Source organism: Bradyrhizobium canariense, from assembly GCF_018130465.1.
GTDB lineage: Bacteria > Pseudomonadota > Alphaproteobacteria > Rhizobiales > Xanthobacteraceae > Bradyrhizobium > Bradyrhizobium canariense_C.
The window spans coordinates 682,961-695,099 of record NZ_JAFCKJ010000003.1; the positions used below are offsets into that span (position 1 = coordinate 682,961).

The following is a 12,139-nucleotide window of genomic DNA, read 5'->3' on the forward strand; positions in this document are numbered from 1 at the left end:
TCATCCTTCGAGGCTCTCCACGCGTCGCGTTGCGACGCATGACTCGCGCCTCAGGATGACGGGATTGGCAGCAAGCGCCCGAGCCGCCTGCGCCGCGGCCTGCCGTCGCACCGCTTTTCGCCGGCGCGCCGGACTGTTAGACTGACGCCATTATTTTTGGGGAATTTTGATGCGCGCGAGGATTTTCAATCGCGTCCCGGGGCTGGCGACGCTGGTCGCAGCCCTCTTCGTCGTCGCCACGCCCCCGGCATCGGCCGAGAAGCGCATCGCGCTCGTGGTCGGCAACTCCGCCTACAAGAACATCACGCCGCTCGACAATCCCTCCAAGGACGCGAGCCTGATGGCGGAGACGCTTGGCCTGCTCGGCTTCACGCTGGTCGGAGGCCGCGCCCAGCTCGATCTCGACAAGGGCGCGATGGACCTGGCGGTGCAGAGCTTTGGCCGGCAGGTGCAGGGCGCCGACGTCGCGCTGTTCTATTATGCCGGCCACGGCGTGCAGGTCTCGGGCGCCAACTATCTCGTGCCGGTCGGCGCCAATCCGACGCGCGAGGCCGACGTCGACTTCCAGATGACCGACGTCAACCTCGTGCTGCGCCAGATGCAGGGATCGGGCACGCGCCTCAACCTCGTGATCCTCGACGCCTGCCGCAACAACCCGTTCGGCTCGCGCGGCCTGCGCGCCTCCGATGGCGGCCTCGCGCAGATGCGCGCGCCCGAGGGCACGCTGATCTCCTACGCAACGCAACCCGGCAACGTCGCCCAGGACGGCAGCGACGGCCACAGCCCCTACACCAAGGCATTGGCCGCGACGGTCCGGACCGCCGGCCTCGACGTATTCCAGACCTTCAACCAGGTCGGCCTCGCGGTGAAGCGCGCCACCTCCGGCGCGCAGCAGCCCTGGGTGTCGTCCTCACCGATCGACGGCACCTTCTATTTCGTAGCCCCGACGCAGACCGCCCCGCCGCAGGTCGCCGCGATGCAGCCCGATCCGCTGCCGGCTGATCGGCTGCGCGCCGATCCGGACCGCATCCCCTTACGCGATGCCGCCCTGCTGAGCGAACTCAGCGAGCGGCTCTACGAGCTCAATTTCGATCCTGACAGCCCTGATGGACTGACCCGCGCGATCACAAAGCTGCAGCAGCGGATTTCCATGGCACCGACGGGCGAAGCCACCGAAGGCCTGCTGCTGCGGATGCGCAAGATGGAGGATCTGAAGCCATGGGGCTCGATCGTCTACGGCCCCGACGGCAGCAAATGGGGCATATCCTGGAACCACGCCTCGCGGCGCGCGGCGGTGGCGGATGCGCGCGGCAATTGCGGCGGCGCCAAATGTCCGATCGAGCTGTCATTCTATGGCAACCGCTGTGGCGCGTTTGCGATCTCCGACAAATCCTGGTCGCTCGTCCAGCGCGACAGCGTGCAGCGCGCGAAAGACGCCGCGCTTGACGAATGCGGCAAGGCTGGCAAAGCTTGCCGCATTATCGGTTCCGTCTGTGCCGACGGCTCCGGCCGCTGATACGATTTTTCATTTTGGATTATTGCTCATGCGCAATGCCGTCATCCCTGCGACTGCCCTCGCCTTCTTCCTTTCCGCCGCCCTCGCCCCATCGTCCGCCGTCGCGCAGTCCGGCAGCGCCGGCGGCTCGATCGGCAATGACGAGAAGTCGCTGTCCGGATCGCGATCGGACCGTTCCGCCGAGCCGGCGCCCTCGGGGCGTCGCAGCAAGCCGGCCGAGGAGCCGCGCAGCTCCTCGCGGCGCGGCGGTGGTGGTGGAGGTGGCGGTGGTGGCGGGAGTTTCGACGGCGCCTGGATGGTCGTCAGCGTCGGCTGCGGCGGCACCACGACCGGCGCGGTCGTGGTCTCCTCGGGCAAGGTCATAGGCCAAGGCGTCAGTGGTACCGTCAGCCCGAGCGGCGCGGTCAGCACGTTCGGTCAAGGCGAGGGCGTGACCTTCACCGGCTCCGGCCGCCTCGGTGCCCGTAGCGGTTCCGGATCCTTCCGCCGCTCGGACGGCTGCAGCGGAACCTGGACCTCAAGCAAGCAGTAGCAGCGAAAAAAGCCTGATTCCGCGGCGGAACGAACGCCGCGCAGGCCCGATTCAGGCCACATCCTCTCCGGATTTGCGGCTCATTGCCACCCAAGTCTTTGACGAGAAAGGGAAGGTAACGAGTTGCGTCATGCGTAATCGGGAGACCAGGATGGGCAACCGCACCGCAAAGTTCATATCCGCCCTTGTGGGCAGCATCATTGCCGGCGCGCCACTGGCCGCCGTGTCGCAGAATGCACCGACGGCACCGAGCACGGCAAATGCCGCGAGCGACTGCCTTGGCTCGCCAAAGGGCGCCGCGCCACAGGGCCAGCACTGGCATTATCGCCTCGAGCGCGCGACCAAGCGACAGTGCTGGTATCTGCGCGCCGAAGGCGGCAAGGCCACACAAACCGCACAGGCAGCGCCCGATACCCCGACGGCAGATTCAGCCGTGCCGCAGCAGCACTCGGTACAGGACGCGCGCGCCGAATATCTGACGCCGCAGAGCATCGCCGCTGTAAAGGCGCCTGCACAGGCGGGACCGGCGCCGACGCAACAAGCTGCGAGCCCCTCCGCTGACGTCAATGCGCAGCAGCCCGCCGTTGCCGCGCGCTGGCCCGACGCCTCCGCGGCGTCCGCCGCGCCCGCAGCGCAGCCGTCGCCCGCACCTGTCGCGGCCGCCGCGCAGCCGACCGCGAAGCCGGCGAAGGCCCCTGCTCCGATTGTACTGGCCGCGGCAGACAGCACCGCCGACAAGCCGACCGGTTCGCTCCAGATGCTGCTGCTCGTGATCGGCGGCGCGCTGGCGCTGGCCGGCATCCTCGCCAGCGTCATCTACCGCTTCGCCGGCGGACGCATGCGCGTCCAGGCCGCCGACCATCGCCGCGTCAACTGGGACAATTTTGAGCCGCACGATCACGACGATGGCCGTGCGCCCTGGCTCAACGCAGCGACGGCCGGCGCGCCGCGCGCTCAGCAGCCGCGCCCGGTGGATTTCGATGCCCTGCGTCCGCAGGCCGCGCAGCTCAAGACCACACAGCTCGCCGCGATCGATCACGAAATCGATGTGATCGACGAGCGCGCCCCGCAAGCCCACGACCAAGCCCGCGATGAGGCCGCAGAGCTCGACGCGGCCGACATGTTCAATGGAGAATTCGAGATCGAGGCCGTAGCGCCGCGGCTCGCGGCCAATGACGAAGAGACAGCCGATCGCGATGATGATGAGGTGGAACTCGAGGACGCCATCGACATCGACGTGATCACAACGATGCTGGAACGGCTGGCGAAGGACGGGCCGCGACTGACGCAGCCTAGCCTTGAAGCTGACCTTGCAGACCTCGCACGAAGCTCACGAGCCCAGTCTGCCGCTCGCGCTTGAGGCGTTCGGCCTTCAGGATCGACTGCACCTCGGCGAAGGCCTCGTCGACGTCGTGGTTGATGACGATGTAGTCGTACTCGGCCCAGTGGCTCATCTCGTGGCTGGCGCGGCTCATGCGCTTGCGGATCACCTCGTCGGAATCCTGCGCGCGCGAATGCAGCCGCTTCTCGAGATCGGCGGCCGAGGGCGGCAGGATGAAGACACTGACGACGTCGGCGCGCGCTTTCTCTCGGAGCTGCTGCGTGCCCTGCCAGTCGATGTCGAACAGCACGTCCTGCCCGGCTGACAACGCGGCCTCGACGGGTCCGCGCGGCGTGCCGTAGCTGTTGTCGAACACGGTCGCCCATTCCAGCAGCTCGTCGCCCTTCACCATCGCCTCGAAGCGGGGCTTGTCGACGAACAGATAGTCGCGGCCGTCGACCTCGCCCGGCCGCATCGCGCGCGTGGTCGCCGACACCGACATTCGAAGGCCGGGCATACGGTCGATCAGCAGACGCGACAACGTCGTCTTGCCCGCGCCCGACGGCGAGGACAGCACGAACATCAATCCGCGCCGCTCGACACCGTCAGTTCCGTGACCGCCAATCGTCATCGATCACTCCAGATTCTGAACCTGCTCGCGGAACTGCTCGACCACGTTCTTCATGGCGAGGCCAGTATTGGTCAGCTCGATGTCGTTCGACTTCGAGCAACAGGTGTTGACCTCGCGGTGAAACTCCTGCGACAGGAAGTCGAGCTTGCGCCCGACCGGGCCGCCCTTGCCGATCAGCTCGCGCGCCTGCGCGATGTGCGAGGCGATGCGGTCGAGCTCCTCGCGAATGTCGGCCCTGGTCGCGATCAGGATCGCTTCCTGCATCAGGCGATCGGAATCGAAACGATCTGAGGTGTCGAGGAGGCTCGCGATCTGCTCGGCGAGCCTGGCCTTGATCGCCTCGGGCTTGCGGCCGGGCGCGGCCTCGGCCTTCTTCGCCAGCTGCTCGACCTCGTCGACCCGCTGGATCAGGATCTGCCCGAGCGAGGTCCCCTCGCGCTTGCGCATCTCGACGAGTTCGTCGAGCGCCTTGTCGAAGGCGTCCGCGGCGGCGGCGCGCGCGGCCTTGTCCTCCTCCTCGTCGCCCTCGGGCTCGGCGACTTCAATGACACCCTTGATGGCCAAGAGTCCGTCGACGCTCGGCGCGACCGCATCGACCTTGCCGGCGATCACGGCGGCGGCCTTGAGGACGGCGTTGAGCACGTCCTCGTTGACGCGGACCGTGGTGGCCGCATTGGCGCGCTTGACGGTCAGATTGGCGTAGACGGTGCCGCGCGAGAGCCGCTCGGCGGCGCGCTTCTTGGCATGAGCCTCGAGCTCGTCGAACCCCTGCGGCAGCCGCACCCTGAGGTCAAAGCCCTTGGCGTTGACCGACTTCAATTCCCATTCGAACGTATACGGCCCGCTCGCGCCGTGGCTTCGGGCAAAGCCGGTCATGGACGACAACGCCATCAGGTCAATTTCTCCAGGAGCACGGGATTCGCGGGGCCATCAAGCCACGCGAATCTTAAGACTATTTTGCAGGAAAGTGGAATCCGCAAAGTCCCGCAGGCAGATCTGCGCGCAGGCCTAGCGCTGGACCACCGGGGGTGAGGGCTGCATCGCGCCTTGCCGGGCCGGCGGCGGACCCGCGGGGCGAGCGGCCGGCGGTTTTTTCTGCTGGTTGGGTCGCGCCGGCGTGGTCGCCGTCGGCGTATCGGCGGCGCTGGGCGCGGCGGCAGCCGGTGGCTGCGCGTCCTCGGCCGGCTCGACCGTGTCGTTCTGGATCTGCTTCTCCATCGCGCGTAGCTTCGCAACGTTCTTCTGGTGCGCGTCGTAGGTCTCGGTGAAGGCATGCCCGCCGGTGCCGTCGGCGACGAAATAGAGGTCGCGGGTGCGGGCCGGGTTGGCGGCGGCCTCGAGCGAGGCCCGGCCGGGGTTGGAGATCGGGCCCGGCGGCAGGCCCTCGATCACATAGGTGTTGTAGGGCGAGGGCTGCGTGATCTCGCTGCGCTTGATCGGACGGCCGAGCGTGCCCTTGCCGCCGACGAGGCCATAGATGATCGTGGGATCGGACTGCAGCTTGATCCTCTGCTTCAGGCGGTTGACGAACACCGCGGCGACGCGGCTGCGCTCGTCCGGCTTGCCGGTCTCCTTCTCCACGATCGAGGCCAGCGTCACCAGTTGCTCTGGACTCTTGACCGGAATGTCCTGGTTGCGGCGCTCCCAGATCTCGGTCAGCACGCGCTTGTGCGCCTGCTGCATGCGCTGGACGACCTGATCGCGCGGGGTCCCGCGCGGGAACTTGTAGGTCTCGGGCAACAGCGTGCCTTCGCGCGGCAGCTCACGCACGCTGCCGGTGAAGATGTCGTTGTCGGACAGGCGCGCCACGATCTGCTCGGAGGTCAGGCCCTCCGGGATCGTCACGGCATGCTGCACCACCTTGCCCTCGACGATGGTGGCAATGACGTCGCGCAAGGATGCGTTCTTCTGGAACGAGTATTCACCGGGCTTGAGGTCCGAGCTCGCCTTCAACGCAGCGACGCTGGCAATGAACGCCCACGGATTGACGTCGGTCACGCCTTCCCGGTTCAGCGTCTCGGCGATGTCGCGCTTGCCGGCGCGCTGCGGGATGTTGACGATCTTGTCTTCCTTCAGCGGTCCCGGCGCCTCGAGCACCTGTCGGCCGTAGTAGTACACGCCACCCGCACCGATCATCGCAATCAGCAGGAGGGTGATGATGGCGTTGCCGACGACCACGAAGGGATTGCGCGCGCGGTCCGATCGCTTCGGCGGCGGCGGGACCTGCTCGGGCTCGAGCGCTGCCCGCGGACTCCGGGGCGAAATGGGCGGCCTTTCACTCATCGAAGCAACCTGAATCCTGCCGGTTCAATCGCGACCTGACAATCGCTTGCCGAGCCAAATGCACGCGCCCGCTTCCATGACTATCGCCGAATACGGCAAAACGGTGGATTCGTCGCAACAACAAACTAATGGACCAGACGCCGGAAGATGACCGACGCGTTGGTACCGCCAAAACCAAAAGAATTCGACAACGCGACGTTGACCTCGCGCTTCTTCGCCTTATGCGGCACGAGATCGATCGCAGTCTCGACCGACGGATTGTCCAGGTTGATGGTCGGCGGCACCACATTATCGCGAATCGCGAGAATGGCGAAGATCGCCTCGATCGCGCCGGCCGCGCCCAGGAGATGACCGGTCGACGACTTGGTCGAGGACATCGCGACCTTGGAGGCGGCATTGCCGAGCAGGCGTTCGACCGCACCGAGCTCGATCTCGTCACCGAGCGGTGTCGAGGTGCCGTGCGCGTTGATGTAGTCGAGATCGGATGCGGTGAGGCCGGCGCGCTTGAGCGCCGCCGCCATGCTGCGGAAGCCGCCATCGCCGTCGGGTGACGGCGAGGTGATGTGGTAGGCATCGCCCGAGAGACCGTAGCCGATCACCTCGGCATAGATCTTCGCGCCGCGGCGCTTGGCGTGTTCGAGCTCTTCCAGGACCAGAACGCCGGCGCCCTCGCCCATCACGAAACCGTCGCGGTCCTTGTCGTAGGGACGCGAGGCCTTCTCAGGCGTGTCGTTGAAGGCTGTCGAGAGCGCGCGCGCGGCGTTGAAGCCGGCAATGCCGATGCGGCCGATCGGCGATTCCGCGCCGCCGGCAACCATGACGTCGGCATCGCCGAGCGCGATCAGGCGGGCGGCATCGCCAACCGCGTGAGCGCCGGTCGAGCAGGCCGTGACCACCGAATGGTTCGGTCCTTTCAGCCCATGCTTGATCGAGACATAGCCGGAGGCGAGATTGATCAGGCGGCCCGGAATGAAGAACGGCGAGACCCGGCGCGGCCCGCGTTCCTTCAGCAGGACCGCGGTTTCGGCGATGCCGTTGAGGCCGCCGATGCCGGACCCAATCATGGTGCCGGTGGCGCATTTGTCCTCTTCGGTCTCGGGATGCCAGTTGGCATCGTCGAGCGCCTGGCTGGCTGCCGCCATGCCGAAGATGATGAAATCGTCGACCTTGCGCTGGTCCTTGGGCTCCATCCAGATGTCGGGATTGAAAGTGTCGTTGGTCCCGTCGCCGCGCACGACCGTGCAGCCGATCTTGGTCTGAAGATCGGAGACATCGAAGCTCTCGATCCTGCGTGCGCCGCTTTCGCCGTCGAGGATGCGCTTCCAGGTCGGCTCGACACCGCAGCCGAGTGGCGAAACCATGCCAAGACCCGTGACGACAACCCGCCTCATATCCGAAAACTCCGCATCAAAACATTCACGGCCAATAACAAGAAACCGGCTGACCGCTGTTGGGCGGTCCGTCCGGTTTCAATGTTGTCCCCGCGAAAATGAAGAGCCTTAGCTCTTCGCGTTCTTCTCGAGAAACTTCGTTGCGTCGCCGACGGTGAGAATCGTTTCCGCGGCGTCGTCCGGAATCTCGCAACCGAATTCTTCTTCGAACGCCATCACCAGCTCGACGGTGTCCAGACTGTCGGCGCCGAGGTCGTCGATGAAGCTCGCAGCATCGACAACCTTCTCGGGTTCAACACCAAGGTGTTCGACCACGATCTTCTTAACCCGCTCGCCAATCTCACTCATTGCATAACCTCGTGTTGTTCCCTGTAGACCCGACCCCCCGGGACGATACGAGCCGTCGTGGTCGTTGACTGCCTTCGCTTACGAACTTTGATCTGGCCCCACCCTAACCGATGCAGGCCCGGCGAATGACAGCCAAGGCTCCGCATCGCCAATATACAGGGTTTCAAAAACCTGCAATGGCGTTCTTTGCCCATCCGTTGAAGGTCCGGTTATCATACTTCAATTGCCTTGACTACAAGCCTCATTTCGCTCCGGAAACGGCCGTTTGCCGTATCCGGCACCGCCAAGGGGGCGGTGCGGCATGAGGCGTCAGATCATGGCCATGCCGCCGTTGACGTGGATGGTTTGGCCGGTGACATAGGCCGCTTCGTTCGAACTCAGGTAGACGGCGGCCGCCGCGATGTCCTCAGGCGTCCCCAGGCGATTGGCCGGAACCTTGGTCAGAATCGTTTCGCGCTGCTTGTCGTTGAGCGCATCGGTCATCGGCGTCTTGATGAAGCCGGGCGCGATGCAGTTCGCGGTGACGCCGCGCTTGGCGTATTCGGCACCCAACGTCTTGATCATGCCGATCAGGCCCGCCTTCGACGCGGTATAATTGCCCTGCCCCGGATTGCCGGTGACGCCGACCACCGAGGTGATGGCGATGATGCGGCCGAAGCGCTTGCGCATCATCAATTTGGTGGCAGCGCGGGCGAGCCGGAAGGTCGAGGTCAAATTGATGTTGATGACCTCCTCCCAGTCCTCGTCACGGAGCTGCACGAAGAGATTGTCGCGGGTGATGCCGGCATTGGCGACGAGGATGTCGACCTGTCCCATCGCCGCTTCCGCAGCGGGCACCAGCGCCTCGACCTCGTCGGCCTTGGAGAGATTGCAGGGCAGCACATGGGTGCGCTCGCCGAGCTTGCCGGCAAGCTCATCCAGCACTTCCTTGCGCGTCCCCGATATCGCGACGGTGGCGCCCTGCGCGTGCAGCGCCTGTGCGATCGCGCCGCCGATGCCGCCGGTTGCGCCGGTGACGAGCGCCTTTTTGCCAGTCAGATCGAACATCGATAACTCCTCCAAAGCACGATCCGGAAAAGTGCGCAGCGGTTTTCCGAAAGGATCGTGCGTAAACTAAAGAACTCAAGCGCGACGACGAACCATCGCGCTTCAGGCCTGCTTCGCAGCGGCCAATGCATCCCTGGCGGCAGCAATATCGTTGGGACCACCAACCGCAACGCCGACGGCACCGTCTGCGATACGCTTGACGAGGCCGGTCAGCACCTTGCCGGCACCGATCTCGAAGAAACGGGTGACGCCCTGCCCTGCCATATAGGCAACCGACTCGCGCCAGCGCACGGTGCCGGTGACCTGCTCAACCAGGCGGCGGCGAATCTCGTCGGGATCGGTGATCGCGCTCGCCAGCACGTTCGACACCAGCGGGCTCGCCGGCGCCTTGATCGTGACCTTGGCCAGCGCCTCCGCCATCGCGTCGGCAGCCGGCTGCATCAGCTTGCAATGGAACGGCGCGGACACCGGCAGCAACATCGCGCGCTTGGCGCCCTTGGTTTTGGCGATCTCGACGGCGCGATCGACCGCGGCCTTGTCGCCGGAGACGACCACTTGGCCGCCGCCATTGTCGTTGGCGGCCTGGCAGACCTGGCCCTGAGCGGCCTCGCCCGCGACCGCCACGGCGGCCTCGTAGTCGAGGCCGAGCAGAGCGGCCATCGCACCGACGCCGACCGGCACGGCTTTTTGCATTGCGAGACCGCGGATGCGAAGCAGCCGCGCGGTGTCGGAGATGGTCAGGCTGCCGGCCGCAGCCAGCGCCGAATATTCACCGAGCGAGTGGCCGGCGACGAAGGCCGCATCCCGCCCCACGGAAAACCCGGCTTCGGCCTCCAGCACGCGCAGGGTGGCGACAGACACCGCCATCAGGGCCGGCTGGGCGTTTTCGGTGAGCTGGAGGGTTTCGGCCGGACCATCCCAGATGGTCGCCGTCAGCTTCTCCCCCAGCGCGGCATCGACCTCGTCGAACACGGCGCGCGCCACCGGAAAGGCATCGGCCAGGGCCTTGCCCATGCCGACCGCCTGGGAACCCTGCCCCGGAAATGTGAATGCTGCCGTCATCGGCGCTCCCTGCTTGTCGGGCGTGATCCCTGCGAGAACCGGCAGCCGATTACGCACGGCCTTAGGCCATGGTTCCGGATCATGCACCAAAGGGGGCCGTAGACACTGTCCGGGGCCGGAATGTCAAGCCAAGATAGGAACTTCGACCACCATTCAACTGGAGAGACGGGCCCCTAAAATCCGCCGGCCGTCTGGTTGGCGTCGACCTCAGACCCCGCCTGCGCGCGGCGCGCGCTGTTGACCAATTGCCCCGGCCGGTCATCGCGGTTCGGCTTCGCGGTCGCAAGCCGCAGCACGGCGGCGTAACTCGGTTGCACCTCCATGCGGCCCGCATGCCGGCTCTCGCTCAGCAGGCGGTGAACCTTCGGCAGATTGTAGCAGGGCACGTAGAACAAGAGATGATGTTCGAGGTGGTAGTTCACGTAGTACGGCGCGATGAACAGGCGCTCGAGGAAATTGGCGTAGGTGGTGCGGGTGTTGCGCAGGGGATCACTGCTGTCAGGCACGACCGCATGCTCGGCGATGTTGCGGATACGGGTGATGACCATCATCCAGGTCAGGAGCGGCACCAGCCATAGCAGCGGATAGGCCCACCACACGCCGGCCGCCGTGAGCGCTGCGAACATCGCGCCATTGACCAGACATTGCGGGCCAAGCTTCTCCCAAAAATGCGCCGCGCGCTGCCGCAACGACCAGTCCTTCGGTCCGAGCGCATTGAGCAACTGCGCCTTGCGCTGCTGGTAGCCGGTCTGCCCGGTGAGGTCGCGAATGAACTTGCGGCGATAGCTCAGCTTCGTGATCGGAAACGGCGCCGACAGCACGAGATCAGGATCATCCTCCTGCTGGGTGCGCGCATGGTGCTGAAGGTGATAACGCCGGTAGCTGCGCGTCTCCGCGAAGAGTGGATAGGCGCAGAACCACTGGCTCAAGGTCAGATTGGTTTTCTCGTCGGCGGACAGGCAGCCATGCGCGCCGTCATGCATGAGGATCGCGAGCCCGAGCTGGCGCGAGCCGATGATGGCGACGGCGAGGATATAGGTGATCGGATTGGGCCACCACGCGACCAAGGCAATTGCGGCGATGATGAGCGCCCAGGCGTGCGCGATCAGAGCGACGCCTTTCCAGGTCACGCGCTGGCGCACGTCGGCAAGTTGGTCGTCGGTCAGGAAATCGCGGGCACGCATGCGAAGCGCGGTCATGGCCTAACCCTCCTCATTCGAATTACTCGATGCGTCGCGCGCGTCGACGAGGCGCAGCCGCGCAGTGTCATCAGTGGATTTCGCCTGTTCGCCCAGCACGCGCAGCATCTCGGCGCACAGCGCCTCGGGCGAACGGCCCATGGCGTAACCCTCGAGGATGACGCCGATGGCGACGGCCCAGAACCGCCGCGAACTCTCGTCGGGCGCGCGCAGGGAGCGCCAGCCGTGCCGCGCGACCTGGCTCGCATAGGCCCGCGCACCTTCACTGTGCAGGCGCTCGATGGTGCGCTCGACCAGCGGCGCGAGATCCTGGCGCCGCCGCGTCAGCGTCAGCGCCTCGGCGAAGAAGGCCACCGAATCGCTCGCGGTCACGGTCTCAGCCAGCGCATGGGTGTAGTCCCGTGGCGTGCGCGCCTTCAGCGCCGCCTGCTCGGTCGCCCGCGCCAGATACAGCAGCTCGCGGCAGGCGCATTCGACGAACAGCGCCTCCTTGGTGCGGAAGTAATAGGTGATCTGGCTCGGAAACGCGTTCGCAACGGTTGCGATGTCGGTGATCGCCGTACCCGACAGCCCCCGCTCCCGAAACAGCGGGCTCGCGGCATCGAGCAGCAGCGAGCGCATTTTTCGGCCGGCCGACCGCGTGGCGCGGGCGGCGTGCTTGGGGTCGCCTGCCCCCTCGAACGGCTCATGGGCCGACTTTTCTGCCATTGGGGTCCACTCTCGTTGATTTATTTGTATGACATACAAACAAATAAATCAAGCCGGTGTGGTCCGGCATGGTAATGGGCAGTGGATCTGGCCGCCGCATC

Annotated in this window: 12 protein-coding genes; 3 read left to right on the forward strand and 9 right to left on the reverse strand. The window is 65.8% G+C overall.

What is annotated here, in order from left to right:
- The first annotated feature begins 169 nt into the window (after positions 1-169).
- The 3 genes from JQ591_RS12080 to JQ591_RS12090 all read left to right on the forward strand — a co-directional run bounded on the left by JQ591_RS12080 (position 170) and on the right by JQ591_RS12090 (position 3,408).
- On the forward strand, positions 170-1,516 hold the full coding sequence (locus JQ591_RS12080) for a caspase family protein (RefSeq protein ID WP_211396200.1): 1,347 nt from the start codon (positions 170-172) through the stop codon (positions 1,514-1,516).
- A 28-nt stretch (positions 1,517-1,544) separates the two neighbouring features.
- Positions 1,545-2,048 carry a hypothetical protein gene (locus JQ591_RS12085; RefSeq protein WP_211396201.1) on the forward strand — a complete coding sequence of 168 codons (504 nt, stop codon included), beginning with the start codon at positions 1,545-1,547 and terminating at the stop codon, positions 2,046-2,048.
- Between the two features lie 151 nt (positions 2,049-2,199).
- A complete protein-coding gene (locus tag JQ591_RS12090; protein WP_211396448.1) occupies positions 2,200-3,408 on the forward strand; it encodes a hypothetical protein in 1,209 nt (402 codons plus the stop codon).
- Here the strand turns inward: JQ591_RS12090 and gmk are convergent.
- The 9 genes from gmk to JQ591_RS12135 all read right to left on the reverse strand — a co-directional run bounded on the left by gmk (position 3,341) and on the right by JQ591_RS12135 (position 12,038).
- Positions 3,341-4,000: a guanylate kinase gene (gene gmk / locus JQ591_RS12095; protein WP_211396202.1), complete on the reverse strand. Its 660-nt coding sequence runs from the start codon at positions 3,998-4,000 to the stop codon at positions 3,341-3,343. The genes JQ591_RS12090 and gmk overlap by 68 nt on opposite strands.
- Positions 4,001-4,003: 3 nt before the next feature.
- Positions 4,004-4,891 (reverse strand): YicC/YloC family endoribonuclease, encoded by an 888-nt coding sequence (locus JQ591_RS12100; RefSeq protein WP_211396203.1) that lies wholly within the window; start codon positions 4,889-4,891, stop codon positions 4,004-4,006.
- A 117-nt stretch (positions 4,892-5,008) separates the two neighbouring features.
- Positions 5,009-6,283: an endolytic transglycosylase MltG gene (mltG, locus tag JQ591_RS12105; protein WP_211396204.1), complete on the reverse strand. Its 1,275-nt coding sequence runs from the start codon at positions 6,281-6,283 to the stop codon at positions 5,009-5,011.
- 125 nt (positions 6,284-6,408) lie between these two features.
- Positions 6,409-7,674, reverse strand: a complete 1,266-nt coding sequence (gene fabF / locus JQ591_RS12110) for a beta-ketoacyl-ACP synthase II (RefSeq protein WP_211396205.1) — start codon at positions 7,672-7,674, stop codon at positions 6,409-6,411.
- Between the two features lie 108 nt (positions 7,675-7,782).
- Positions 7,783-8,022: an acyl carrier protein gene (locus JQ591_RS12115; protein ID WP_006020277.1), complete on the reverse strand. Its 240-nt coding sequence runs from the start codon at positions 8,020-8,022 to the stop codon at positions 7,783-7,785.
- A gap of 309 nt (positions 8,023-8,331) precedes the next feature.
- A complete protein-coding gene (gene fabG, locus JQ591_RS12120) occupies positions 8,332-9,069 on the reverse strand; it encodes a 3-oxoacyl-[acyl-carrier-protein] reductase (protein ID WP_007592006.1) in 738 nt (245 codons plus the stop codon).
- A gap of 102 nt (positions 9,070-9,171) precedes the next feature.
- Positions 9,172-10,131: an ACP S-malonyltransferase gene (gene fabD, locus JQ591_RS12125; protein WP_211396206.1), complete on the reverse strand. Its 960-nt coding sequence runs from the start codon at positions 10,129-10,131 to the stop codon at positions 9,172-9,174.
- Between the two features lie 173 nt (positions 10,132-10,304).
- The gene (locus tag JQ591_RS12130; protein ID WP_211396207.1) at positions 10,305-11,330 is read right to left on the reverse strand and encodes a fatty acid desaturase family protein; all 1,026 of its coding nucleotides are present in this window, start codon (positions 11,328-11,330) and stop codon (positions 10,305-10,307) included.
- 3 nt (positions 11,331-11,333) lie between these two features.
- Positions 11,334-12,038 (reverse strand): TetR/AcrR family transcriptional regulator C-terminal domain-containing protein, encoded by a 705-nt coding sequence (locus JQ591_RS12135; protein ID WP_211396208.1) that lies wholly within the window; start codon positions 12,036-12,038, stop codon positions 11,334-11,336.
- Between the last annotated feature and the right edge of the window lie 101 nt (positions 12,039-12,139).

Bases quoted from the DNA above. Each gene is read 5' to 3' on its own strand.
- gmk (WP_211396202.1), bottom strand. From the start codon at position 4,000: ATGACGATTGGCGGTCACGGAACTGACGGTGTCGAGCGGCGCGGATTG.
- fabF (WP_211396205.1), bottom strand. From the start codon at position 7,674: ATGAGGCGGGTTGTCGTCACGGGTCTTGGCATGGTTTCGCCACTCGGC.
- JQ591_RS12115 (WP_006020277.1), bottom strand. From the start codon at position 8,022: ATGAGTGAGATTGGCGAGCGGGTTAAGAAGATCGTGGTCGAACACCTT.
- JQ591_RS12135 (WP_211396208.1), bottom strand. From the start codon at position 12,038: ATGGCAGAAAAGTCGGCCCATGAGCCGTTCGAGGGGGCAGGCGACCCC.
- fabD (WP_211396206.1), bottom strand. From the start codon at position 10,131: ATGACGGCAGCATTCACATTTCCGGGGCAGGGTTCCCAGGCGGTCGGC.
- fabG (WP_007592006.1), bottom strand. From the start codon at position 9,069: ATGTTCGATCTGACTGGCAAAAAGGCGCTCGTCACCGGCGCAACCGGC.
- JQ591_RS12090 (WP_211396448.1), top strand. From the start codon at position 2,200: ATGGGCAACCGCACCGCAAAGTTCATATCCGCCCTTGTGGGCAGCATC.
- JQ591_RS12085 (WP_211396201.1), top strand. From the start codon at position 1,545: ATGCGCAATGCCGTCATCCCTGCGACTGCCCTCGCCTTCTTCCTTTCC.
- JQ591_RS12080 (WP_211396200.1), top strand. From the start codon at position 170: ATGCGCGCGAGGATTTTCAATCGCGTCCCGGGGCTGGCGACGCTGGTC.
- JQ591_RS12130 (WP_211396207.1), bottom strand. From the start codon at position 11,330: ATGACCGCGCTTCGCATGCGTGCCCGCGATTTCCTGACCGACGACCAA.
- mltG (WP_211396204.1), bottom strand. From the start codon at position 6,283: ATGAGTGAAAGGCCGCCCATTTCGCCCCGGAGTCCGCGGGCAGCGCTC.
- JQ591_RS12100 (WP_211396203.1), bottom strand. From the start codon at position 4,891: ATGGCGTTGTCGTCCATGACCGGCTTTGCCCGAAGCCACGGCGCGAGC.